This is a genomic window from Gloeocapsa sp. PCC 7428 (assembly GCF_000317555.1).
GTDB lineage: Bacteria > Cyanobacteriota > Cyanobacteriia > Cyanobacteriales > Chroococcidiopsidaceae > Chroogloeocystis.
In genome coordinates this window covers 5,050,042-5,074,414 of sequence record NC_019745.1, presented here as the reverse complement: position 1 = coordinate 5,074,414, position 24,373 = coordinate 5,050,042, and the positions used below count along the sequence as shown (strand labels likewise).

General features: G+C 44.0%; 22 protein-coding genes and 2 pseudogenes. 11 read left to right on the top strand and 13 right to left on the bottom strand.

Features of this window, described 5'->3' with window-relative positions; all coding sequences use genetic code 11:
• Positions 1-188: 188 nt before the first annotated feature.
• Positions 189-401, top strand: coding sequence for a hypothetical protein (locus GLO7428_RS22370; protein ID WP_015190866.1), 213 nt, complete (start codon positions 189-191; stop codon positions 399-401).
• A gap of 348 nt (positions 402-749) precedes the next feature.
• Here the strand turns inward: GLO7428_RS22370 and GLO7428_RS22365 are convergent, their stop codons facing one another.
• From GLO7428_RS22365 to GLO7428_RS22340, 6 genes and pseudogenes are all read right to left on the bottom strand, one after another.
• Entirely contained in the window at positions 750-1,106 is a 357-nt protein-coding gene (locus GLO7428_RS22365; protein ID WP_015190864.1) for a XisI protein, read from the bottom strand.
• A complete protein-coding gene (locus GLO7428_RS22360; protein WP_015190863.1) occupies positions 1,094-1,507 on the bottom strand; it encodes a XisH family protein in 414 nt (137 codons plus the stop codon). The genes GLO7428_RS22365 and GLO7428_RS22360 overlap by 13 nt, the downstream gene beginning before the upstream one ends.
• A 202-nt stretch (positions 1,508-1,709) precedes the next feature.
• Positions 1,710-2,431, bottom strand: a pseudogene (locus GLO7428_RS22355) (Uma2 family endonuclease).
• A 123-nt stretch (positions 2,432-2,554) separates the two neighbouring features.
• Positions 2,555-3,418 carry a ribosome biogenesis GTPase YlqF gene (gene ylqF, locus GLO7428_RS22350; protein WP_015190861.1) on the bottom strand — a complete coding sequence of 288 codons (864 nt, stop codon included), beginning with the start codon at positions 3,416-3,418 and terminating at the stop codon, positions 2,555-2,557.
• A gap of 35 nt (positions 3,419-3,453) precedes the next feature.
• Positions 3,454-3,765: pseudogene (locus tag GLO7428_RS29815) on the bottom strand (four helix bundle protein); the annotation flags it as partial.
• Positions 3,766-3,868: 103 nt separating this feature from the next.
• A complete protein-coding gene (locus GLO7428_RS22340; protein WP_041919461.1) occupies positions 3,869-4,279 on the bottom strand; it encodes a universal stress protein in 411 nt (136 codons plus the stop codon).
• 89 nt (positions 4,280-4,368) lie between these two features.
• Here GLO7428_RS22340 and pgk point away from each other — a divergent pair, with 89 nt between their 5' ends.
• Positions 4,369-5,571 carry a phosphoglycerate kinase gene (pgk, locus tag GLO7428_RS22335; RefSeq protein WP_015190859.1) on the top strand — a complete coding sequence of 401 codons (1,203 nt, stop codon included), beginning with the start codon at positions 4,369-4,371 and terminating at the stop codon, positions 5,569-5,571.
• A 245-nt stretch (positions 5,572-5,816) separates the two neighbouring features.
• Positions 5,817-6,155 carry a hypothetical protein gene (locus GLO7428_RS22330; protein ID WP_015190858.1) on the top strand — a complete coding sequence of 113 codons (339 nt, stop codon included), beginning with the start codon at positions 5,817-5,819 and terminating at the stop codon, positions 6,153-6,155.
• 98 nt (positions 6,156-6,253) lie between these two features.
• Here the strand turns inward: GLO7428_RS22330 and GLO7428_RS22325 are convergent, their stop codons facing one another.
• Positions 6,254-8,230, bottom strand: a complete 1,977-nt coding sequence (locus GLO7428_RS22325; protein WP_015190857.1) for a serine/threonine-protein kinase — start codon at positions 8,228-8,230, stop codon at positions 6,254-6,256.
• Positions 8,231-8,548: 318 nt separating this feature from the next.
• On the bottom strand, positions 8,549-10,225 hold the full coding sequence (locus GLO7428_RS22320; RefSeq protein ID WP_015190856.1) for a serine/threonine-protein kinase: 1,677 nt from the start codon (positions 10,223-10,225) through the stop codon (positions 8,549-8,551).
• Positions 10,226-10,637: 412 nt separating this feature from the next.
• On the opposite strand from GLO7428_RS22320, the gene GLO7428_RS22315 reads away from it, so the two are divergent.
• The 4 genes from GLO7428_RS22315 to GLO7428_RS22300 all read left to right on the top strand — a co-directional run bounded on the left by GLO7428_RS22315 (position 10,638) and on the right by GLO7428_RS22300 (position 15,079).
• Positions 10,638-12,167, top strand: a complete 1,530-nt coding sequence (locus tag GLO7428_RS22315) for a phenylacetate--CoA ligase family protein (protein WP_015190855.1) — start codon at positions 10,638-10,640, stop codon at positions 12,165-12,167.
• A 73-nt stretch (positions 12,168-12,240) separates the two neighbouring features.
• Positions 12,241-13,266, top strand: a complete 1,026-nt coding sequence (locus GLO7428_RS22310; protein WP_015190854.1) for an iron ABC transporter permease — start codon at positions 12,241-12,243, stop codon at positions 13,264-13,266.
• A gap of 54 nt (positions 13,267-13,320) precedes the next feature.
• Positions 13,321-14,109, top strand: a complete 789-nt coding sequence (locus tag GLO7428_RS22305; protein ID WP_015190853.1) for an ABC transporter ATP-binding protein — start codon at positions 13,321-13,323, stop codon at positions 14,107-14,109.
• Between the two features lie 61 nt (positions 14,110-14,170).
• Positions 14,171-15,079: a LysR family transcriptional regulator gene (locus GLO7428_RS22300; protein ID WP_015190852.1), complete on the top strand. Its 909-nt coding sequence runs from the start codon at positions 14,171-14,173 to the stop codon at positions 15,077-15,079.
• 115 nt (positions 15,080-15,194) lie between these two features.
• Here GLO7428_RS22300 and GLO7428_RS22295 read toward each other — a convergent pair whose 3' ends face one another.
• Together GLO7428_RS22295 and GLO7428_RS26980 are read right to left on the bottom strand one after the other, a co-directional pair.
• Positions 15,195-15,470, bottom strand: coding sequence for a WGxxGxxG family protein (locus GLO7428_RS22295; RefSeq protein ID WP_015190851.1), 276 nt, complete (start codon positions 15,468-15,470; stop codon positions 15,195-15,197).
• A gap of 214 nt (positions 15,471-15,684) precedes the next feature.
• Positions 15,685-17,457, bottom strand: a complete 1,773-nt coding sequence (locus tag GLO7428_RS26980) for an endo-1,4-beta-xylanase (protein WP_015190850.1) — start codon at positions 17,455-17,457, stop codon at positions 15,685-15,687.
• A gap of 239 nt (positions 17,458-17,696) precedes the next feature.
• On the opposite strand from GLO7428_RS26980, the gene GLO7428_RS22285 reads away from it, so the two are divergent.
• The 3 genes from GLO7428_RS22285 to GLO7428_RS22275 all read left to right on the top strand — a co-directional run bounded on the left by GLO7428_RS22285 (position 17,697) and on the right by GLO7428_RS22275 (position 20,931).
• Positions 17,697-18,431, top strand: coding sequence for a hypothetical protein (locus GLO7428_RS22285; protein ID WP_015190849.1), 735 nt, complete (start codon positions 17,697-17,699; stop codon positions 18,429-18,431).
• Between the two features lie 524 nt (positions 18,432-18,955).
• On the top strand, positions 18,956-19,975 hold the full coding sequence (locus GLO7428_RS22280; protein WP_015190848.1) for a YihY/virulence factor BrkB family protein: 1,020 nt from the start codon (positions 18,956-18,958) through the stop codon (positions 19,973-19,975).
• Between the two features lie 68 nt (positions 19,976-20,043).
• On the top strand, positions 20,044-20,931 hold the full coding sequence (locus GLO7428_RS22275; protein ID WP_015190847.1) for an ion channel: 888 nt from the start codon (positions 20,044-20,046) through the stop codon (positions 20,929-20,931).
• A 129-nt stretch (positions 20,932-21,060) separates the two neighbouring features.
• On the opposite strand, the gene GLO7428_RS22270 is transcribed toward GLO7428_RS22275, so the two are convergent.
• Both GLO7428_RS22270 and GLO7428_RS22265 read right to left on the bottom strand, forming a co-directional pair.
• Positions 21,061-21,576 (bottom strand): Hsp20/alpha crystallin family protein, encoded by a 516-nt coding sequence (locus tag GLO7428_RS22270; RefSeq protein ID WP_015190846.1) that lies wholly within the window; start codon positions 21,574-21,576, stop codon positions 21,061-21,063.
• Between the two features lie 343 nt (positions 21,577-21,919).
• A complete protein-coding gene (locus GLO7428_RS22265; RefSeq protein WP_015190845.1) occupies positions 21,920-22,582 on the bottom strand; it encodes a TetR/AcrR family transcriptional regulator in 663 nt (220 codons plus the stop codon).
• A gap of 205 nt (positions 22,583-22,787) precedes the next feature.
• On the opposite strand from GLO7428_RS22265, the gene psbA reads away from it, so the two are divergent.
• Positions 22,788-23,885 carry a photosystem II q(b) protein gene (gene psbA, locus GLO7428_RS22260; protein WP_015190844.1) on the top strand — a complete coding sequence of 366 codons (1,098 nt, stop codon included), beginning with the start codon at positions 22,788-22,790 and terminating at the stop codon, positions 23,883-23,885.
• A gap of 225 nt (positions 23,886-24,110) precedes the next feature.
• Here psbA and GLO7428_RS22255 read toward each other — a convergent pair whose 3' ends face one another.
• Positions 24,111-24,293, bottom strand: coding sequence for a hypothetical protein (locus GLO7428_RS22255; protein WP_015190843.1), 183 nt, complete (start codon positions 24,291-24,293; stop codon positions 24,111-24,113).
• Between the last annotated feature and the right edge of the window lie 80 nt (positions 24,294-24,373).

The following is a 24,373-nucleotide window of genomic DNA, read 5'->3' as shown; positions in this document are numbered from 1 at the left end:
TATCTCAGTAGTAAGACGGACAATGTGCTTGGGTTAGATGCACTTAGGTGTTATCGATAGACTAACAGAATGAAGGCATAAAAGTAAAATAACGAGTAGCGATCGCACTTTGGAAGGTAGGCAGTGAGAGGAGCGATCGCTTTTAGAGTAATGAAATAGAATATGTAAACACGTTGGAGGAGAAACCAATGAGAATCGCTGTGACTGAGCAAGGTGTGCTAATCCCCAAACAGCTACTGGAAGGTATTCAAGAAGTAGAAATTCGTCATCAGCATGGCGTGCTACTTGTTCTACCCGTTGTTGATGACGATCCAATCCTGCAATTGGGCAAAGAACCGATTACCGATTCAGTAGAGGATGCTTCAACCGAGCACGATCGCTATCTTTATGCCAACCCGTAAGGTTTTCCTCGATACCAGCTATCTTCTTACCCTCGAACTCGCCAACGATCAAAATCATCAAGCAGCACAAGCTCATTGGCAACAGGTTGTGACTAATGTCAACGCATTTATTACTACATCCTACATCTTTTATGAAGTAGTAACTTACTTCAACAGTCGCAATCACCATGCAAAAGTAGTACAAGTTGGTAACTATCTATTGCTGAGTCCATCGGTTCAATTGGTTCATGTAGATGAAACTTTATTTTATTTAGGTTGGGCATATTTTCAACAGCATAAGGATAAAAAATATTCACTGACCGACTCTATTTCGTTCATCATAATGCAACAATATGACATTTACAGTGTTTATGCTATTGACAACTCTGAATGTCTCAAATCCTCAGAACGAAAAGCCATAATAATTTGTTCTTTTGAAATGCCAGCTTTGATCAAATCTGCGGCAATACCCTTCTCTGTGCCATCTCGCTGTATCCAAAACTGACCATCAATAATATCCACATGAATCAAGCAACCATGTACCCGCCGCGTTGTAGTCAATGACAGTCCATATGCAGGTTCCCGACCCACCAGCATCAATAGATAGCGGCATTGCTCATCGTCGAAAACAGTGACAAACTCAACCTCCCCATTGGCATAGGGAATTTTTGTATGTTCTAGAATGAGATCTCGGATCAATTTTTGGTGTTGGGCTAGCGTATCCATTTCAAAATCACCTCCTGCTTAGAGTCAAACACAATTAATGAAAGCGTATAGTCCTCTAGCAAAATCTGACCAATTGGCTCATCAAAAATATCAGCAAACACCTCGCCTTGAACTGCAAGATATAAAGTTCGGTCGGGTTCAATTCTAATTACCGAAAGATAAGTGCAATATTGACCGACTGCTTGCTGAAGATCTGCAATTTCCGAAAGCCCGCCAAATGTCTTGATCTCAACTGCGATCCGCCTACCCGCCCTTTCTGCTGCCAATAACTCTTCAGCACCCAAATCAACATATAGATCTCGTTTTCCCCATCTCAAGTGCAATGGGTCATGTGTAATATCCCATCCATCTTTTATTAGAGCGTTTTTAACTGCCTCATGATAACGATCTCTGTTAGGCATTAAAAATAGAACTAAGATTATGCTTCAATTTTAAACTGTTGGAGGGTAGGTGCGGAAAGTTGAGAAAGAGGGGTTTTGTAGATCCTAGACAATGGGTCATAAGTAGGAGGATCGGTTTTCTGTTCGAGTTTTTCGATAGAAATATTGCTCATATTCTTGCTCTCTACTCGTACTTCTCCAAAATGTCTTTGCCAGAGAATTGCTAATCTTCTGGTTCTACACCAAGCGATCGCAACTGCTGTGCCAACCGTGCTGCCCGTGCTTCAGCCTGTAAAGCTTGTTGCTGTGCTTGTGCTTCAAGTTTTGCTCGTTCTGCCTCTTCCTGGGGCGATAACACCAAATCGCCCGCTGCTGTAAAATAGCGCAACACCCCAGCTTCAACGCCTAAATACAACTCCAGAGGCTGGCTCCACAACCAGCCTGATGCATTTGCATCAATCAGTTGATACTGCTGATTCACCAAGCGGTATCCGGCAAACTCCAGCGTCTCCGGTGAAAACCAGAAATACTCTGGCGTGCGAAAGCGCTCTTGATAAAGTTCCTTTGTCAGGTTGCGATCTGTGCGGGCAGTTGATTCCAATAATAGTTCGATCAGCAAATCAGGATACTTGCCTCTCTCCTCCCATAGCACCCAAGACCTGCGGGGACGTTTTTGAGTGTTTTTCACCAAAAAGAAATCAGGTCTGCGAAACTCTTTGTTTTTCAGTTGCTCTCGACTGAAGTAAATTGTCAGGTTTGCCCAATGAAGAAATCGGTGCGTGAAGCGAAGCTATCCCGAAGGGAATCGCGCCACAGCCATTCTAGACACGCAACCAGTAGTGCTAGTTGCGCATAGTGCAAAGAACTCTCCATTTCTGGCTCATCGCTTTCTAGTTGTGTGGCATCGGGCATCAAGTCTGCCAACTGTTGTGCGGTGAGGGACATGGGGCATCAACTCCTGTACCAGAATTGCTTTTATTATAATTGAGTCACTAACTCCGGCGATTTTTAAAGATAAAGACGGGCGATCGCTCAATTACTTAGTTCTGGTTTTGGGATACATCATTGTTATGACTCTGGTGGCAACTCTAAAGAAATTGCTCCTAATGCACCTTTGCGGAAATCTGTCAATAGCGATCGTGCAGTGCGCTCGACATCGCCTTGATAGTGTTGATGTGCCAAGGTGTGGATATAAGCTTCACCAGTAAACAAAGTAGGATCGAGTTTGTAGCGATTTAGCGGATCTTCGGGAAATAATTCTGGTGCAGTGGCAGTCAAAGACTTGAGTAAATCAACTAAAGTAGCTGCGACACGTTGATTATCATACGATGCATCACCGATATCATCGCAAATCGCTAATTTAAAAGCGGCTTGTTGATCGTTCAACTTTGCGGGAATCACCCCAGGCGCATCTAATAACTCTAGTTGATCCGAAATGCGCACCCAGCGTAACTGTCGCGTCACACCAGGACGCGCCGCACTTTCGACGACTTTACGCTTCAATAACCGATTAATCAGGGCTGACTTACCAACATTCGGAAAACCAATTACAACAGCCCGTACAGGGCGCGGTAACATTCCGCGATCGCGCCTTCTTTGGTTCACTGCTACTCCCGCAGCTTGTGCGGCTTTTGCAATTGCAATAACACCTTCTCCCTTTTGTGCATTCGTGAAATACGGTTCTTCGCCTTGTTCTCGAAACCACTGCGCCCACATTCGCTGCGCTTGCGGTTGAATCATGTCAACGCGGTTCAAGACTAAAACCCGCATTTTATTTCCTACCCACTCTTTAACCTGCGGGTGATGCGTCGCTAAAGGAATTCGCGCATCACGAACTTCCAGCACAACATCGACAAGCCTTAGCTGTTCTTTAAGTGCCTTTTCAGCTTTAGCAATGTGACCTGGATACCATTGAATAGAGGGAGTTGTCATTTTTTAGCGATTAGCTGTTAGCAATTAGCAAATATTTAGTACATAAGCTTTTGGATAAAGGAATTTAACATTCGCTTTAGTTCGTTCAGGGCTTTTGCTAAGTCTTCGTATTCTTGGCTTGTCAGTAACTGAAGATCCCTAGACAGAAATAGGTAGTACTCAAGCTTACTAGCTGAACCCATAGAAATCTGCAAAAATCGAGCTAATTTTGCTTCTCCTTTCCTACCACATCCTTCCGCAATATTAGCAGGAATTGAAACGCAGGCACGACGCATTTGGTTTGTCAATCCGGACAATTCCTCTTTAGGAAATGCTCGCGTTGCTTGGTAAACTGCTAGCGTTAGAGCGTGTGCTTTCTCCTATACTTTTAACTGTCTAAAGTCTTTCAAAATAAACTCTGTCCCAAATAAATAAAGCGCTAACTGCTAATTGCTAATCGCTAATCGCTATTTAAGGAACAATCAATACAGGACAGGGAGAAAGATTGATCACGCGATTCGTCACGCTATCGCTGGCACCTTCTTCAGTTAATCCCAATCCACGACAGCCCATAATAATTAAATTCGCCTCAATTTCGTCTGCTACGTCGCAAATGACAAACGCAGGTTTACCCTCGCGTTCGATTGTTTCGGCTTGGATACCCTGTTCAGTAAATAGCGATTGGGCATTCTTAAGCAGTTGGGCTACAGCGTCAGGTGACGCCATCATGTCCGCCCCAGGCTCATTTTCTGAATCCGCAGATTCGACGACTGATAGCAGTACCAAGCGACTATCATACTTTTTCACGACATCAGCAACAACTTCAGCCGCTTCTCTAGCATCTCGACTTTGATCGATCGGAAATAAAACAGTCTTAAACATTGCAGGCATCGTTGATACCCCGACTCCGGTAAAATGTGGACGGCGCTTAATAATTAATTAAGAATCCAATCAGGAGGAACTTGTCAATTATGTCCAAAAAAACTTTAGCAAATTTATCGGCTTCAGACTTATCGGGTAAGCGTGCATTAGTGCGGGTGGACTTTAATGTTCCATTGGATGACCAAGGGAACATCACTGATGATACTCGGATTCGCGCAGCACTGCCGACAATTCAGGATTTGATGCAAAAAGGCGCTAAGGTCATTTTAGCGAGCCACTTTGGACGTCCTAAAGGTGTCGATGACAAGCTGCGTCTGACTCCTGTTGCTAAACGCCTTTCGGAGTTACTCGGTCAAGAAGTTATCAAATGCGATGACTGTATTGGAGACGAAGTGGCAAGTAAAGTATCGGGAATGCAAAATGGTCAGGTGCTGTTGCTAGAAAACGTCCGCTTCCACAAAGAAGAGGAAAAAAATGACCCTGAATTTGCCAAACAGTTAGCAGCCAATGCGGATGTCTATGTCAACGATGCGTTTGGTACAGCCCACCGCGCTCATGCTTCAACCGAAGGTGTAACGCACTATCTTAGCCCTTCTGTCGCTGGATACTTGATTGAAAAAGAATTACAGTACTTGCAAAGCGCGATTGAAAATCCCCAACGTCCTTTAGCGGCGATTATTGGTGGTTCTAAAGTTTCTAGCAAAATTGGTGTCATCGAGACATTACTAGAAAAGTGCGACAAGCTGATTTTGGGTGGCGGGATGATTTTCACCTTCTACAAAGCCCGTGGGTTGAATGTTGGTAAATCATTAGTAGAAGATGACAAGCTAGAACTTGCCAAATCCTTAGAAGCTAAAGCAAAAGAACGCGGCGTGCAAATGCTGTTACCGACGGATGTTGTCGTTGCTGATAAATTTGCAGCAGATGCTAATGCAGAAACTGTGAGCGTGGAGAATATTCCCGATGATGGCATGGGATTAGATGTTGGTCCTGATTCTGTCAAAATGTTCCAAGATGCGCTTGCTGAGTGCAAATCGGTTATTTGGAACGGACCAATGGGCGTATTTGAGTTTGATAAGTTTGCTGTAGGAACCGAAGCGATCGCACGGACACTTGCCGATCTTACCAAACAAGGCGTCACGACAATTATCGGTGGTGGCGACTCGGTGGCAGCCGTTGAGAAAGTAGGTGTCGCCGATCAAATGAGTCACATTTCAACGGGTGGCGGCGCTAGCTTAGAGTTACTTGAAGGCAAAGAACTTCCTGGTATCGCGGCTTTGGATGAAGCTTAGGTAGGGGAGTGTGGGAGTGTAAGAGTGTGGAAGTGTGGGAGTGTGGGAGTGTAGGAGTGTTGGCGAGATTAAGATACGATTTTCCTACTACCCGCCTACCTACTCTTTGCTCCTCTGCTCTAATTCTCCCCGCAGGTAGAAGGCATCGGATAACACTGCCGCGTAGGATGCAATTCAGCTTGGGATTTACAGGGTGTGTCAGTAATTTTTACAGTAGCATCACAAAAAAGTGAGGAAAAGTTTATATGCAACGGATTTTTGCTGTGTTGAAGCAAGCATTTCGCCAAAGCCTAGTCATTTTAGGTTTAGTGAGTTTGATAAGTGTGTCGTGTCTGTTGATTTTCGCAACTCAGCCGAGTATGGCTGCAAGTAAACCCATGATGCAGCAGGAGATGATGGATCAAAGCACGCAAGAAGCTGTAAGTGCGCGCGAACAAGCTTACGAGGAACAAATACAAGCAGCAGAAGATCCTGACAAGGTTTATGAAGAAAATGTTAAAAATGCTGGACAAGGTGAAGGCATTGTGCAAAAAGCAGTAGAAGGCGCAAAAGAAGCCGTTACTAAAGTCACAGGTAACGAGTAGTGTGGGAGTGTAGGAGTGTAGGAGTGTTGGGAGATTAAGATACGATTTTCCTACTACCCTATAACCCTACAACCCGCCTACCTACTCTTGGCTTTGAGCTAATCAGCTATAACTTGGAATAGATAATCAAGAGGTGCTGATGCAGTCGAAACGACAACAAACTCGTAATATCCTGTTTCTGGTAATTTACCAGACCAAGTGCGATCGCTGGAATCTTCGAGTAAAACTGTACTGCCAGTAGGAGAGTATGCCGAAATCAGTACGCGGGGATCGGCTTCAAGATTAAGTTGCATAAGTTGATCTTTTGTTAACTGTGCAATATAAGCTTTGCCTTCACCTGGTTGTAAGTTTCCCCGAACTTGTTGAATTGTGTTTCCTTGCGCAAACGCGATCCTTTCATAACCACTACCTGAGACTAGGCGTTGTAGTTTATCGGTTGCGATCCCGTGCCATACTTGACCAATCGGCTGGTTAATAAAATTTCTACCTTTGTATTGTGGAAATAAGTTAAAAAACGTAGCATCTGCGAGGTCATATAAAGCACGGCTGCTGAGGTTAAGTTTATTAACGGCTGCTTTCCAGCGATCGCGATCCGCAGTGCGGTATTTCCCTAGTTGTTGTCGGGCTTCGGGGCTTAATGCTTGCAGTTTATTGAGGACTTCTGCGGCAATGCTATCCCACTCGCTGCGTAACGCTGCATCCGCAGGGCTACTACTGAGGGCTTTGCCTTGTTGTTCGGGGCGTTCTTCCCAAAATAACTGATTGACTAAAGCATTGTAAAAACTATCACTAATTCCCAGTTGTTGACGGCGATCGCGTAATTGGTTTTTGCGGTTTTGTTCGGCGGTGGAGTATTGCGGTGTAGGTGTCGGTGTTGCTACGGGAATACTGGTTTGTATTGGTTCTGGGGTACTTGCAGTGCGAGATTGTAACCATAATCTTGTTCCCCACCAACTTAATCCTGCTGTCGCGCTTAACAGTATTCCGACAACAAAGACTTTTCCTAAACCAAAGCTGTTCGTGTGCGCATAACTCACACTCGCAGGCTGTAATTGCCATGTCGCCGGAACAGTGTTGGTGACTGGAGGCTTTGAAACAATTGTTGTTGGTACTTGTACTGTGGGTGGTTTGGCTACATTGCGATTGAGGGCTTGCAAAACTTGGCGTGCAGATGGATAGCGATCGCTTGCTCTGGGCATGAGCATTTTATCCAAGACATTCGCTAAGTTAGGGTTAAGATTAATTTCGCGCTGCCAGTTCCACTCTAATGTTTGCTCGTCGATTAAATCTTGTGGTTCTTTACCTGTCAATAATACGAGTGCGGTTGCGGCTAAAGCATACAAATCACTTTGGGGTGAGACAACTCCAGAAAAGATCTGTTCCGGCGGTGCATATCCAATTTTACCGACGCGAGTAACAGGCAACACTGTAGCGTGAGGATCAGCAGGGCTAAATTGAGAAACAATTGATGCGGCTACTTGTTTAACACCACCAAAATCGATGAGTACAGGTAGATAATCCGTATCGCGCAAGATGATATTATCTGGCGAAATATCGCGGTGGATAACTCCGAGTGAGTGGATATAATCTAAAACTGGCAGGATTTGTTGTAGTAGCTGTGTAACTTCAGTTTCATTAAATTGTAAACCTTGCTGTTTGCGAGTATTTAATAGTTGGCGATAGCTCGCACCTGCAACATAATCCTGGACTAAAAGTAAATGTCCCTTACCTTCTAAATTAGCTTGAAAAAGTTCGCGAAAGTTAGGAATTTGTGGATGTTGTAATTTGTAGAGAACTCCGGCTTCGCGTTGAAATAGTTGTTGCCCTTTTTGTAAAGCATAAGTACCTTGTACTTGGGGCGCAAATTCTTTTAAAACACACAGTTCATTGAAGCGATTAAGATCTTCTGCGAGATAAGTACGTCCGAAGCCACCTTGCCCTAATTGGCGGATAATGCGATAGCGATCGCCAATAATTCCTGGTTGTGTGTTGTTTGCTTCCACTAGCTTTTCGCCGCACTCAAGACAATAGCGACTGCGATTTGGATTTTCGTGTCCTTTGGAGCAGTACATCATACCGTTTCACTCTAAAGTTTCTACAAATAGGCAGCTTGAGGAGCCTGCGCCGTGCGGGGGTTTACCCCCAATTCCCACGTAGTGGGGTCCCCGAGTCCCCCGTTGAGGCGACTGGCGTGAGCAGAGGAGCCAGTGCGGTACGGGAGGTCGGTTGCGTGCGGGGGTTCACCCCGTTGAGGCGACTGGCGTGGGCGGCGGAGAGATTAATTGTAGTTCTCATTTAGTGAAATGGTGCGTGCGATAATGCAAGAATGAAAAATAAATATTTCGTTTTCGACTTGCGCACACGAGACACTTACACTTTTCACAATCTCGCTTTTATTGACTAGCCTGTTTTTGTTGATTCACTCGATCGGCGGCGATCGCATACCATATTTGACCTAATGTATTAAGTTTAAGTTTCTTTCCGCGTTCTTCAGGGAAGAGGCGATAAAACTTTTGGTTTGTTTGTCGAGTTAATTCATCGCTGGTATAGTTCCCCAACTGTCCTTGATTAGCTTGCTTCTGCCAAGTTGTATAGTCTTTTTCGGTGTAGCTTCCTAGGCGGCGTCGTATTGCTGGCGAGAGTTCTGCTTGTTCTAGTTTATCGAGCATCTGCTCGGCGATCGTAAACCAATCGTTGCGCAATGCAGCGTCTTGAGCATCAGATTTCAGGCTACGTCCATTTAAGTCAGGATGTTGGCGATGGAAAGAATCATCAACCAAACCAACAAAGAAAGCTTCTCGAATTTGTAAAGCTTGGCGACGACTGACGACGTTTTGTAGCCTGGCTGCTGTGTTGGTATTTGTTGGCGATCGCTGTGCTATTGGGTTTAATGATGGCGTACGCATAATAGCATTTGCAAAGACCCACGCGCTGGTTGCAGCTAATCCCACTAAGCCTACAGTTGTTGCTTTCATAAGCAGAGGACGCGGCCAACCCAAGTTTAACTTAATCGGCTTGTTGGCACTCGCAGCAATCACTTGAGTTCCTTTAAGTTGCGTTTGGATTTCTTGTGATGGAGGATTGCGCGTAGGTTCTGGCTTACGTCCTAAAACATTAATCGTCCGTAGCTGCGAAATATTGAGCTTTGGGAGCTTTTGTGGTGCTGTTTGTAGGGCTTGTAACACTTCTTCAGCATCAGCATAGCGATCGCCTGGCTTATACGCCAACATTTTCTGTAGTATGGCTTCTAGCTGCGGACTGACGTTAATTTCTTTACGCCATTGCCACGTACCTTTATAGCTATCGTATAAGTCTTGTGGTTCTTTACCTGTCAGCAATACCAATGCTGTCACCGCCAGCGCGTACAAGTCGCTATTGGGATATACTTTACCCTGGCGCATCTGTTCTTCTGGGGCGTAGCCTTGTTTACCTATCAAAGTCGGCATTCCCAACCCAGTAAATCGAGATACAACAGTTGCCGCAACTTGTTTGACTCCGCCAAAATCAATCAGGACAGGCATTTGGTCGGTGCTTCGCAAAATGATGTTGTCTGGAGCAATATCACGGTGTACAACTTTCTGTGCGTGAATATACGTTAACACTGGCAATAATTTACACAAAAATTGTCGAACTTCGCCTTCCGAGAAAGAACCGCGCGATCGCAGCAAATCGTAGTAGGTGTCTCCCTCGATGTAATCTTGTGCTAAGAATAAGCAATTTACGCCAGTTTTTGTTTCCGCTTGAAAAAATTCCAAAAAACGCGGTAATTGCGGATGCTTGAGGTTATATAACGCCCCAGCTTCGCGCTCAAACAATTCTTTTGCTTTTTCGAGTTCGCGATCGCCTTGTACCTGTGGCGCAAATTCTTTGAGTACGCAACGCTCGTTGAAGCGATGCAGGTTTTCTGCTAAGTAGGTACGCCCAAAGCCACCAGCCGCTAACTGACGTACAAGACGATAGCGCTTTTCTAAAACTTCTCCCGCAGGTAGCCATAGTGGTTCACCACACTCGATGCAAAAGCGGCTACCATTTTGATTTTTGTGTCCTTGATTGCAGTATAGAGACATCATATTAGAGCATAAATTAACTCTGTTTGGCAGGAATAGCAATACCTAACCAAAGGGTATTAGTAATTTTTAATACAATCAATACAATGGTGACAAGAATCAAGAAGACATGGCACTGCTTGTAAACACTATTTCTCCTGATTCTGGAAGAGAGGATAAGGAGAACCGAGTGACGACAGGAGTTTCAAATTAAAGTCCCCCACTCGTGGGGGATTTAGGGGGCGAGAAGCCTGAAACTTGAGCGAGAAAACTTATGTATACTCGGTCTAGATTGAGAAAGACAGGTATTCCAGCGTCCACACAAGAATATTTACCGTTTTTTCTATCTTGAGAAAAGCTTAGTATTCGTAAGCTTTAGCTCTAACTATGCAGCAATTAATGTAGTAAGCGTTAAATTAGAATCAACGATTATAAGATGTTTTTATCAAACAACGGAAAAACTATAGGCAAAACTCAGCAAGCGTTACAAGCGTTTCAAGAGTTTCTGACAACACCGCTAGCAACACGGCTCAAACGCCATGAAAATACTTCTTTAGAAGCAAGTACCAGAGCATTATTTCAGGAAGTTGCGGCAAATGTACCCGCCTACAAAGCTTTTTTAGCTGCACGCAAAATTAATCCAGCATCGATTCAAACTTTAGCAGATTACCAAACACTACCACTGTTAACTAAAGAAAACTATCTACGGCGGTATTCGCTAGGAGATTTGTGCAGAAATGGACAACTGGAAATGTGCGATATGATTGCCGTTTCCTCAGGTTCAACCGGTAAACCGACATTTTGGGCAAGGTTTATCACAGATGAATTACAAATAGCCACTCGTTTTGAGCAAATATTCTACGATAGCTTTTTTGCCGACACGCGCCGCACCTTAGCTGTTGTCTGTTTTGCGCTGGGAACCTGGGTTGGTGGAATGTACACGACTAATTGTTGTCGTTATGTCGCCCAAAAAGGTTATCCAATTACCGTAGTTACTCCAGGCAATAATAAAGAAGAAATCTTCCGCGTTGTACAAGAACTGGGTGATGCTTTTGAACAGGTTGTTTTACTCGGATATCCACCGTTTATTAAGGATGTTATTGATACCGGAATTAACCGTAATATTGAATGGTCGCGATATCAAATAAAATTAGTGTTTGCTGGCGAAGTTTTTAGCGAAGAGTGGCGTAGTTTAGTGACACAACGCGTCGGGGCAAAAAATCCTTGCTATGATACGGCGGCGCTTTATGGTACAGCGGATGCAGGCGTTTTAGGAAATGAAACACCACTGAGTATTTGTATTCGCCGTTTTTTAGCCAATCGTCCCGATTTAGCACGTCGGTTATTCGGTGAATCGCGCCTCCCGACACTCGTACAATACGATCCTTGCGATCGCTTTTTTGAAGTCCAAGACGGTACACTGCTCTTTTCTGGCAATAACGGTATTCCCTTGGTTCGCTATCACATTGCTGATACGGGTGGGTTGATTCCGTACAATACAATGTTGGAATTTTTAGCCGCAGCAGGATTTGATCCCGTAGCAGCTTTAGAAGAGTATGGAGCAAGAGGAAATTATTTATTGCCGTTTGCATACGTTTTTGGGCGTTCTGACTTTACGGTTTCCTACTTTGGTGCGAATATTTACCCTGAGAATGTCACTGTAGGATTGGAACAGCCAACGATTCAAGAATGGGTGACGGGAAAGTTTGTGTTGCAGGTGCAAGAAGATGCGGATCGAAATCGCTACTTATCGATTGTCGTTGAGTTAGTACCAGAAGTTAGCGACACTGAAGACAAACGACAGGCGATCGCAACTTCGATTCATGCCCAACTCTTGCGTCTTAATAGCGAGTTTGCGAACTACGTTCCTGTAGAATACCAAATGCCGCAAATCATGTTAGCCACAACGGGCGATCCTGAATATTTTCCCAGCGGAGTGAAGCATCGCTATACTCGGAAAAATTAATCTAGTGTCTTGAACCGTTGTTTGACAATGCTTTTTATTTGACATAGTTTAGCAATAAACATCTACTCAATTCATGACAAATCCGCAAAACTATCTGCGAGGAATCAAAAAGTTTTCGATTGCCCGCACTATTTTAGCTGTAGTGGTGATAGGCACGGCAATTATCCTCACGCTTTGGCTTTCGCTGTCGCAGGGCGCAGTTCCACTTAGTTTTGCTGAGTTATGGCAAGCACTGCTGCATCAAGGCGATCCCGTCAAGCAAACGATTCTTTGGGATTTACGTCTTCCGCGTATTGTTGCAGCAATTACTGTTGGTGCAGCGTTAGGAATGTCTGGCGCACTTCTTCAAGGTATGTTACGCAATAGTCTTGCCGATCCTTTTATTCTCGGTATTTCAGCGGGTGCAGGATTGGTTGTGATTGTGATGGTGGTGTTGCGAATTTATCAAGCCTGGATTCCCTTAGCAAGTTGGATTGGCGCGATCGCGACTTCAGCAATCGTATTTTTGCTAGGACGTACCGGAACAGGAATCGCGATTGAACGGCTGATTTTAGGGGGAGTCGCGGTGAGTGCTTTGTTTGGTGCGGTGCAAAGTACACTACTCTTACTTGCAGAAGATGGTCAAGTGCAAGTAGCTCTCAATTGGCTAATAGGCAGTTTAAACGGGAGAGGATGGCAAGAAGTCACCACATCTGGACCTTATATTGCTGTTGCTTTACTGGGAGGATGCTTGCTAGCGCGATCTGTGAATGTACTGGCGTTGGGAGACGATTTAGCCGTCGGATTGGGAATTTCTTTGATGCGATCGCGTATCCTCATCGGTGGCGTCGCGAGTTTACTTGCAGCAAGTTCTGTGAGTATCAGTGGTTTAATTGGATTTGTTGGTTTAGTTGTTCCCCACGGTGTACGCTTATTGGTCGGTACAGATCACCGCGTTGTGTTACCACTTTCTGCACTGTTTGGTGCATGGTTACTCATCTTTGCCGATTTACTCTCGCGATTAGGTGCTGTTGAACTTCCCGTAGGTTCAGTAACTGCGTTACTCGGTTCGCCGCTGTTTATTTGGCTACTGTATCGCCGCTCAAATGAAATAAACTGATACGGGCAAAGCATTGCCTTGCTCCTCTACACTCTGACCTCTGGCTCCTCTATCATGCCGCTTTCATTGCAAAATCTTACTGGTGGTTATACTGCTGTACCCGTTGTATCGAATATCAACCTGACGCTACAAACTGGAGAATGGCTAAGTTTAGTTGGCGCTAATGGTTCGGGTAAATCAACACTCCTAAAATTACTCAGTCGCATTCTCGCGCCGCAAACTGGCGTAGTGTTACTCGATGGTAAAGCGATTCATACACAACCGGCGAATGTTGTTGCGCAGAAACTTGCACTATTACCGCAACAGCAAACAATTCCGGTAGGTTTAACAGTACGACAATTAGTGAGTTTAGGGAGAACACCACATCAACCTTGGTGGCGATGGGAACTGAACGCAGAAGACAAACAAAAAGTAGAAACTGCGATTCAAAAAACTCAATTAGAACCTTTAAGCGATCGCGCTGTCGAACAACTTTCTGGCGGCGAACGTCAACGGACTTTTTTAGCACTAGCACTCGCCCAAGAACCACAAGTTTTGTTACTAGATGAACCAACAACTTATTTAGATATTAACTATCAACTGCAATTACTCGAATTACTCAAAGCTTTGAATCAACAGCAGGAATTAACGATTATTACCGTTTTACACGAATTAAATTTAGCCGCGCGGTACAGTTCGCGAATTGCGCTGTTAAAAGAGGGTCAACTTTGGGAAGTTGGTACACCACAACAAGTACTAACGCCAGATAATATCGCTCAAGTTTTTAGCGTTGAAGCGACGATTATGAATACTCCTGTGGGATTGCAAGTATGTGCAATTTCTGCTTTAGATTCAACAGTTTGAATTTTATCTTTAACTCATAATTGAGAAATTACGAATTATCAAACCGTTCTTCCCAAATAGCATGAAAGCAAATTACCAAAACCAAATGAAGTTGTCACAGTTACGGATTTTGGTTGCCGTTGCAGAGTGGGAAAATTTTAGTGAGGCTGCTTTGCAACTTGAAATGTCACAGTCAGCAGTTAGTCATGCGATCGCAACGTTGGAAGATCATTTAGGTGTCGTATTAGTTTCGCGAGGGCGTCACGGTGCGCGTCTGACTCCTGTAGGTAAAAGAATTGTCGAACACGCCCGCGTTATTGTGAATCGCACCGAAGAAATTATCAAAGAAGCCGAGTCAGCGAAAGGATTAAAAGGAGGTCAAGTACGTATTGCTTCGTTTCGTAGTGTTGCTACGCATATTTTGCCACGCGCGATCGCCGAATTTCATCGCCGTTTTCCATCGATTGCCGTTCATCTCATTGAACACGACAATTGTGGTGATGTAGAACATACTTTACGCGAAGGACGCGCCGATATTGGCTTTATTCTGCTACCTGGAGGTGAAAGTCTGGAAACGTGGGAATTACTACGTGATGAATACTTAGCCTTATTTCCGCCAAATGTCAAACTTTTTTCACTAAAGTTAACTTGGGAAGACTTAGTAAATTATCCCTTAATTATGCATCCGCCTGAGGACACAATGATGCAGCCAGTTTACGCACACGTACAAGCCTGTGGTTATAAATTGCGCGCAGCTTATGAAGTTGAAACTGATGCTGCGATTGTTAGTCTAGTAGCGCAAGGATTAGGTGCAACCATCTTACCTCGTTTAGCGGCTCAGCCAATTCCAGCGAATGTACAAGTATTTAGTTTGCCAGTGCCGCTTGAGCGAATAATCGGTGTAGCAATTTTAGCAGATGCTTTGCAGACTCCTGCGGTTTACGCGTTTTTAGATACAATTAGGCATCAATCCTTGGTGGAATATTTGTAACAATAATTCTTGAAAACGTTCTTCTATAAGATGATTAAAAAACTCACTGATAGAGATTTAATTCAACCTACTTTTGTAATGATAGAGGAGTACTTAAATACTCCTCTTATTTGCCTTAATATCGAGTTGTAGTGGTAGTTCCAGATTCGGCGGGGTCTCTGTAAGCAACAGTACGTTTCGGTTGGCGAAATAGACCAGCAAGACCGATCAAGCCAAGGAGTCCCAACCACCCCCAGTTATTGTTATCGTCTCTTGTTTCTTGAACAGTTGTTGTCGTTGTTGTATTTGGGTTAGTTGTTGTTTGGGCGTTAGCAGGAAGCGATAAAGGGGCAACAGCTACACTCAGGGCGATAATACTTGCCCCAACTGTTTTGGAAAAGGAAGGTTTCATACGTGGGTCAACTTGATGGTAAGTAGTGGTTATAGTTGAATTGAAAGTGCTATTGGTTTGATGTAGCTCAGTAAACTCATCTATAAATGAAGTTATCAATTTTTACCAAGTTCTAAATCAATCTTCAGCAATATTCGCAGGATCTACGCATCTCTAACTGAAGAAGTAAAACCTCTCTTTAATAGAGATAAATCATTTTTCATCGCGACACTATTTACACTTGTACTAAGTAGGGAGAATTAATAGATTGAGCTTGATCTGCATCTACCAAAGCCTGATAGACAAAAGCGGCAACTTCAGCGCGAGTTGCAATGCGGTTAGGATTTAATTGTCGTACGGTAGGGTAGTTGACAACCATCTGCCGTTGCGTTGCGGCTGCGACTTTATTCATCGCGTAGGTAGGAATTTGTGCGGCATCTTGGTAATAAGAAAGCACGCTAGTATTGTCACTACTGAGATTTAAACCACTTGTTAGCGCTACAATAACTTGAACTCTAGGAATCTGTTGACTAGGTTGAAAAATTCTTCCTGGATAACCGACAAGAAAACCTCTTCGCACCGCCGTTTGAATCGCACTATATCCCCAAAAACTCTGAGGAACATCGACAAATTCGATACTAGCGTTGTTTTGCGATGCTTTTGGGAAAGCTTTGGTAACAATTGCTGCAAATTCCGCACGAGTGACAGGTGCGTTGGGTTTAAAAGTACCATCTGGAAATCCGCTAATGATATTTTTGTCAGCCAAGGCTTGAATATAACGCTGCGCCCAATGACCTTGAATATCAGCAAACGTTGTCGGAGTGGGTAATCCTGGTTGTGATGGACGCGTCGGCGCTTGGGCGATCGCACTTGTTAGCGATTGCCATGCGGGTTTCGGTTTCAGTTGCGCGTCAAAAGGTAAAGGACGCAATCCCGCCCCATCTTTGCGAGGTTTTGTACTTGATAGCCACGTATAGCGATCGCTAATTCCCCAAGTAATGACAGCGGTGACTGCGGGTTGGTCGAGTACTACTTCAAGAAAGTCTGCATAAACATTAGCAACGGCGCGATCGCGAAGTGCCGGATCTCGAGGCAACTGCTGATCGTTGACATCGAGTTCTGTAATCATAATTTCTAGGTCTAGATCTGCAACATTACGTAGAAATCTACGAATTTGCGTAAATTTGACACCATCAGGATGACCGAACAGATGTGCTTGAATACCTAAGGCTTGAATCGGAGTCCCTCTGGACTTGAGGCGTTCTAATAATCTCAGTACCGCAGCGCGCTTCGTTTCGGCTTGCGGAGTATCATGCTCGATGCCAAAATCGTTATACGTTAATATCGCGCGGGGATCTGCCTCAGCTGCCATCCGAAACGCAAGATCGATGTAATCGGGTCCTAGAAATCGCAACCATGGTGTATTGCGTAACATATCACCGCGTTGCCCGCGCGGGTCAATTGCTTCATTTACCACATCCCAAGAGTGCATTCGTCCGGCGTAATGTCCAGCAACGCGAGAAATGTGTTCGCGCAAAAATTTTTCAGCGTTTTGTTTATTGACAGTTTTAGCAAACCAATTGGGTAAACCGTTATGCCATACCAACGTATGTCCGCGAAATAACATCCCATTGCGTCGCGCAAAACCCGCCATCCAGTCTGCGCGCGTAAAGTTAAATTGATTGGGGCTAGGGCGAAGCACTTGCCACTTTAGTTCGTTTGCAGGTACTAGAATCCCACACTGTTGGGCAACAAGATTAGCGTAGGCTTGATCCGAGGAAAGATTGTTGTAATTTACCGCTGCACCAAAAAGTAATCCTTTTGTTCTGGCTGAGGCGCGTAAAGCGATCGCTTCTGCTGCTAAAGCAACACTAGGATCTGCCGAAGTATCTGGACTAAGCAGATTTAAGTGTCTAAGTTGAGAAGCTGTTGTAAAGGCTCCCATGCCAGTCAATGCACCTAAACCCATTAAAAAATGACGTCTTTTTAGTAGCAGTTGTTTATGCATATAAATAACAATAAATCAATGACACTACTTCTTAATCTGTAGTATTTGCTAAAACCCCCTATATCTTGACTCTGTAATATCGCTATAGTTTCCCTCATTGACCTAAATATTTATAATTTATAACTCTGAAATATCCCCTAAGCTGGTTGCCAAGCTGCAAAAAAGTACGTAATCAAATAGAAGTACATGGTTTTGCCATCCTACGCTGATCAGTGGGAAAGCTCCAAAAGGCAGAAAATATGAATTTCTTAGCAGCACTGCTTGCAGTCGGACTTGCTTTTGTACATATCTTTGCTGGAAAGTTGCGCTTTCTTGATACTATTCCCCGCAGTCGTTGGTTATCAATGGCGGGAGGCGTTTCGGTTGCTTATGTGTTTGTGCATTTGTTACCCGAACTCAACAAAAGACAACACGCGTTTGAGCATAGCACTAACGGCATTCTTGCTTACTTTGAAGATCACGTTTATCTCGTTGCGCTTTTTGGTCTTGCTGCATTTTATGGCTTGGAGCGTGCGGCAAATCTGTCACGTCGGAGTAACCGTAAAGCGGGGAAAAAAGATACGACTAGCTGGGATGTCTTTTGGATTCACATCATTTCCTTTTCGCTTTATAACGCGCTCATTGGCTATTTGCTCGTTCATCGACAAGAGCCAGAATTTGTGAGTCTATTGCTATTCTCCTTTGCTATGGCGCTACATTTTATTGTTAACGATCACGGTCTACGCGAAAATCACAAGCATGACTATGACCGCATAGGGCGCTGGATACTGGCGATCGCAATTATTTTAGGCTACTGTGTCGGACAAGCAACGGAAATTCAGGAAATGGCAGTTAGCGCACTGTTTGCGTTTGTTGGTGGCGGAGTTATTCTTAATGTCCTGAAAGAAGAACTACCAGAAGAACGCGAAAGTCGCTTTTGGGCATTTGTGCTCGGTGCATTTGGTTATGCAGTAATATTACTCCTGACAGATTAGACCGCTGGCGCAATAACTCGCCTCAAAATCTCCTAAGTGTAGAGGACTTTGAGTTGTTTAGCAGCCTCCCGCCTCCTCTGACTCTCCTCAAGTGTGGGGAAAGATCGCAAAAAACGATTGAATCCTTGACAAGACTACTGGTTTGTTCAAGCGAGAATTCAACTGTTGGGAAGTAATGGCGAATACTTCTTAGGCGCTTTGTGTAAATGTATTCTGCAACAAGAATAACAATTAAAGAAATCAGATATTATCAGCGCATATGTCGTAGAGGTCAGGGAGATGACGAGTTACTCGTAAACAGTTTTGAGCTTAAGGGGTAAAGCAGATCTTACCCGTGAATGTTAAGTTTTGAATGTTGTATGAATGAGTTAAAAAATGCTCATGCCTTCGTTACGGCGAACAATTCAAAATTCAAAACTTTAATGATGTGCTAATCCTCTTGACCATTGTTATAGTTAAGGTTTTTTAAACTCATGTCTAACTACTCATTTTCAGGCGATATCCAACGCTAAGGAGATGTATTTGTGAACATTAAAGTCATTATCAGTTTATTAAAAGAAACCTTCGCCGAGTGGAATAAGGATAAGGTAGCGCGCATCGCCGCCGCGCTTGCGTATTACACGATGTTTTCGCTTGCACCTCTTTTAATTATCGTCATTGCGATCGCTGGTTCGGTTTTTGGTGAAGAGGCGGCGCGAAATGAAATTGTTACCCAGATTGAAGGTTTAGTAGGCAGAGATGGAGCCGAATTTATTCAAACAGCAATTGAAAACGCCAGTCAACCAGCCGAAGGAACGTTTGCTTCAGCGATTAGCTTTGTCGTGTTGCTTTTTGGTGCGACAGGATTATTCGCTGAATTACAAGATGCGCTCAATACCGTTTGGGAAGTGCAGCCCAAGCCAAATCAAGGCTTACTGGTTGTCATTCGCAACCGTTTTTTATCGTTTGCCATGATTTTAGGAATTGGCTTTTTGCTTCTCGTTTCGCTCGTACTTGGTGCAGCTTTGGCAGCAATTGTCAATCTTTTTGGTAGTTGGTTTCCTTTTTTGAGTTCGTTTTTACAGTTGCTTTCGTTTGTTTTTGGTTTTGTTGTTACGACGTTTTTATTCGCAGCGATCTACAAGATTTTACCAGATGTAAAAATTGCTTGGAGCGATGTTTGGATTGGTGCAATTATCACATCATTTTTATTTTCTGTTGGTCGATTTTTACTCGGTCAATACATCGGTAATAGCAGTCTTGGCTCGATTTATGGTGCGGCGGGATCGCTTGTCGTCGTTCTTGTATGGGTTTTCTATGCTTCCCAAATTCTACTTTTAGGTGCAGAATTTACTCAAGTTTATGCTAGAAGATTTGGTTCGGGAATCGTTCCTGCTAAAAATGCTGTTCCTTTAACTCCTGAAGCCCGTGCAGAACAAGGATTGAAATCTAGCGACGAACAATCTGAAACGAGTACGCGCCCTCGTCGTCAGCGTTCTAACTTCCTCAGTCGCATTTTTGGTGGTTCTAAACGGCGATCGCCTCGCCGCAGAGATCGTCGATAACTCACAGCATAGTCATCAAATCGCAGTTTAAAGCAGCTAAATGCACTTAAAATCAGTAGGGGCGACTCATGACCCAAAAAAAGCGTCGTTCATCTCGTGTAGTACGTATTGTTAATAAGGACGGGCGGTTAAATATTGTTGGTAGTGGTAAATGGTATTCCTACTGGCGCGATCCATACCATTTATTGCTAACGGTTCCTTGGACTGGGTTTTTGGCGATCGTTACTTTAGGCTACATTACTGCTAATACTTTCTTTGCCTTAGCTTACTTGGTAGGAGGTAATGGAATTGCAAATGCACGACCTGGTAACTTTTTTGACGCTTTCTTTTTTAGCATCCAAACGATGGCGTCGATTGGTTATGGTGCAATGTACCCGCAAACGCTTTATGCCAACATTCTAGTGACGATTGAATCTTTACTCGGCTTGATGGGGTTAGCAATGGGGACAGGATTAGCGTTTGCGCGTTTGTCACAACCTACCGCCAGAGTCATTTTCAGCCGTGTAGCAGTGGTAGATTTGTATGATGGAGTCCCTACGCTGATGTTTCGCACCGCCAATAAGCGCCGCAATCAGATTTTAGAGGCTGAATTGCGCGTCCGTTTAGCGCGAGATGAAGTGAACGCGGAAGGGCTATCTATGCGAAGAGTTTACGATCTACCGCTTGTACGCAGTCAAAATCCTAGCTTTGCGCTTTCTTGGACAGCGATGCATCCTATTGACGAATCTAGCCCTTTGTATAAAGCTACACCCGAAATCCTTGCGCAACAAGAAGCCTCAATTATCATTACACTAATTGGCATCGATGAGACGGTTTCCCAAACAATTCACGCGCGTCACGTCTATATTGCACGCGATATTTTATGGAATATGCGGTTTGTTGATATCATGTTGCGGACTTTGGATGGCGATCGCCATCTTGATTATTCGCGTTTTCATGATGTCACACCGCTATAAAATTTCAAATGGCTATACTATCCAAATCAGCATAAAAAAATGCTGAGCCATATCGAGAGAATCTCATACAACTCAGCAATTGATTAAGTTATGACATCATTGGCTCAATAATTGAGCGTTATTGCACGACTAAACGGCTGCTGGTTCAGCTTTGTCTACATGACCATTAGTATCAGGCTCGTTAGCAATTTCTGGAGCAGCAGTAGAAGCGTCTGCAATATTGACTTTAACAACTTTACGACGCGCTTCTGTCACTTTGGGTAGTGTTAAGGTCAAAATGCCATTTTTGAACTCAGCTTGTACTTGATCGTTCTGAATAGCAACAGGTAAACCGACGACACGCTGGAACTTACCATAGCGGAATTCACTGCGGAAAAGTCCGCGTTCTTGAGCTTGCTTTTCGCGACGATATTCACCGCGAATTGCTACAGCTTCTCTTGTTACCTGAACATCTAAATCTTTGCCTTCTACTCCAGGAATTTCCGCCCGCAGAATTAAGTTATCTTCAGTATCTTTTAACTCTACTGCTGGCTTCCAAAATGTCTCTAATTGCTGATTGCTACCTGCTAATTCGTCAAACACTTGATCCATTTGACGGCGTAGCATTTCGATTTCTTGAAAAGGTTGCCAACGAATCAGTGCCATATCTAAACTCTCTCTTACTCTTAGGTTTAATCATATTGGCTGCACATCTTTATAATGCCGAACTAGTAGATTATGATGAGTAGGGTAAACCGGAGTTGTTGCGGGGTAGATACCCGAATTTTGTTTTTTTTGGGGCGCTCTGTACATCTCAAGAAATGAATATCTTCCTGGTAGCGATCGCGCTTTTAGAGAGAGCAAAATAATATAGCAGCTTTGTTTTGGTTGGAGGATTTTTTGCGACGAACCACATTGGCGCAGCCTTGCCGCAGGGTAGTTCACAAAGAAAAGAAATTTTCGTAGAGTTTTTTTATGACTACGTACATCAAAAATATTATGTTTATAGTTACTTATTTATCTCGTAATTTCTAACGCCAGCTAAAATTAAATCTACGACTTCTTGAGCGTGTTGTTCTACTGTTTCTGGATCAAGCAATGGTGCGCCTTGCCAAAGGTACTTAAAATTCTCGTAGGCAGTAAAGTAGAAATTGCAAGCTCCTAAGATATTCATGACAGTATGTTGTGGATGAAGTTTGCGAAAGCATCCTTCGGCGATTCCCCGCTCTAAAATTCTTGTGACAATACCAAAAACCTGCTGTGCGCGATCGCTACTGAGAACGTGTTTGTAATACTTACCCTGATTTTGCAGCGCTTCATGAATTTGAATCGGGTTAAGGTGCGGATGGTGGAAATCAGTCGCGATTTGTCGCCGGATGAGCTTCTCTAATGCTTCTTCAGGTGGTAACTGTTCAAGTTCCTCTGGCTGAATGGAATCCATGTATCTACCAAAAAAAACACGCTCCAACACAGCAACGTAGAGATCTTCTTTACTTTTGAAGTAGTAGTAAATCATCGCCTTGGTGACGCCTGTTTTCGCCGCAATCTCTTCTGTCTTCGCCGCGTTTAAACCGTATTGCGCAAATTCTGCTTCGGCTGCATCGAGTATCGCTGTTTTTGTCGCCTCTGCATCTCGAACCTGTTTGGCTGCTTTTCCTGCTTTAGTGACCACTACGACTTTTTTACACCATTAACGTATCATCCTGTTCGATCATAGGTGCTGAAATGCTTTTCCGTCAAAGCTTTGAGACTTTTTTATAACTAAATTACACTTGGGTGTTGACAAAAAAACTTCGTTGCGGCATATTAACTAACAGGTCAGTTAATTAATTTAAATAGAAAACTGACTGTAAACCTTAACGTCATCATCCAACATCATGACAACGACTCTACAGAGACGCGGAAGCGCTAATCTGTGGGAGCAGTTTTGCAATTGGGTCACTAGCACCGATAATCGCCTTTATGTAGGCTGGTTTGGGGTGTTGATGATCCCAACATTGCTTGCTGCAACCACCTGTTTCATTATTGCTTTCATTGCTGCACCTCCCGTTGATATCGATGGAATTCGGGAGCCTGTTGCAGGTTCACTGTTGTATGGCAACAACATCATTACTGGTGCGGTTGTACCATCCTCGAATGCGATCGGCTTGCATTTTTATCCAATTTGGGAAGCTGCAAGTTTAGATGAGTGGCTGTATAACGGTGGTCCTTACCAACTGGTGATTTTCCACTTTCTCATTGGCGTATTCTGTTACATGGGACGCGAGTGGGAACTCAGCTACCGTCTAGGGATGCGTCCGTGGATTGCTGTTGCTTACTCTGCACCTGTCGCCGCTGCTACCGCAGTATTCTTGATTTACCCTATCGGTCAAGGCAGCTTCTCGGATGGAATGCCTTTAGGTATTAGTGGTACTTTCAACTTTATGTTGGTGTTTCAAGCTGAACACAACATTTTGATGCACCCATTTCATCAGCTAGGAGTCGCAGGTGTCTTCGGTGGTGCGCTGTTTAGTGCCATGCATGGTTCGCTAGTCACCTCAACTCTGGTACGCGAAACGACTGAAATTGAGTCTCAAAGCTACGGCTACAAGTTCGGGCAAGAAGAAGAGACTTACAATATTGTCGCTGCTCACGGCTACTTTGGTCGCCTAGTTGGACGCACAAACGAGGTGATTTTAGGAACCACAGCAAACAGTCGTACTTTACACTTTTTCCTAGCAGCTTGGCCCGTAGTTGGTATCTGGTTTACCGCTTTAGGTATCAGTACGATGGCATTCAACTTAAACGGTTTCAACTTCAATCAGTCGGTTCTCGACTCGCAAGGACGTGTGATTAGCACTTGGGCTGATGTGTTGAATCGCGCCAACTTGGGTATGGAAGTGATGCACGAGCGCAACGCACATAATTTCCCACTTGATTTAGCGACAGGTGAAGCAGTAACAGTTGCAATGACTGCACCTGCAATTAATAGCTAAGTCGTCTTAAAAGTTTTGTCTTTTATGATTGCTTAATCAGCGCTCTGTAACAAGGGCGCTTTTTCTTGTCATACAGATAAAAATAGATATCTTACATGAATGCTTGACGAATAAATGCACACCTAAACAAACTCTCAATATTAATATGTGGCGGCATACATCGTTTGGGTAGCCTTGAAGGGAGTTGTAGCGTATTTATGATTCATGCAAACTGCTTGTCTTTTTCTATTGTTTGTCTCGTGCCAATTTTTCGGCGATCGCTTCTCGTATCCAAGGCGCAACTGCATCACCCGCAACGGCTCGTAGTTCGGCTTCTAAACTCGGTGGAAGACGAATGCTGATTGGTTTACTGATGACTGGCTCGGAATCGGTAACAAATTTCCCAGACTTGAGATCTCGTTTGCTCATAGCAGCAGGGGTTTGGTTAACGCAACTGGAATATTATTATTTACTTTAACGAACCACAGAGGAGCCAGTGCATTGCGGGG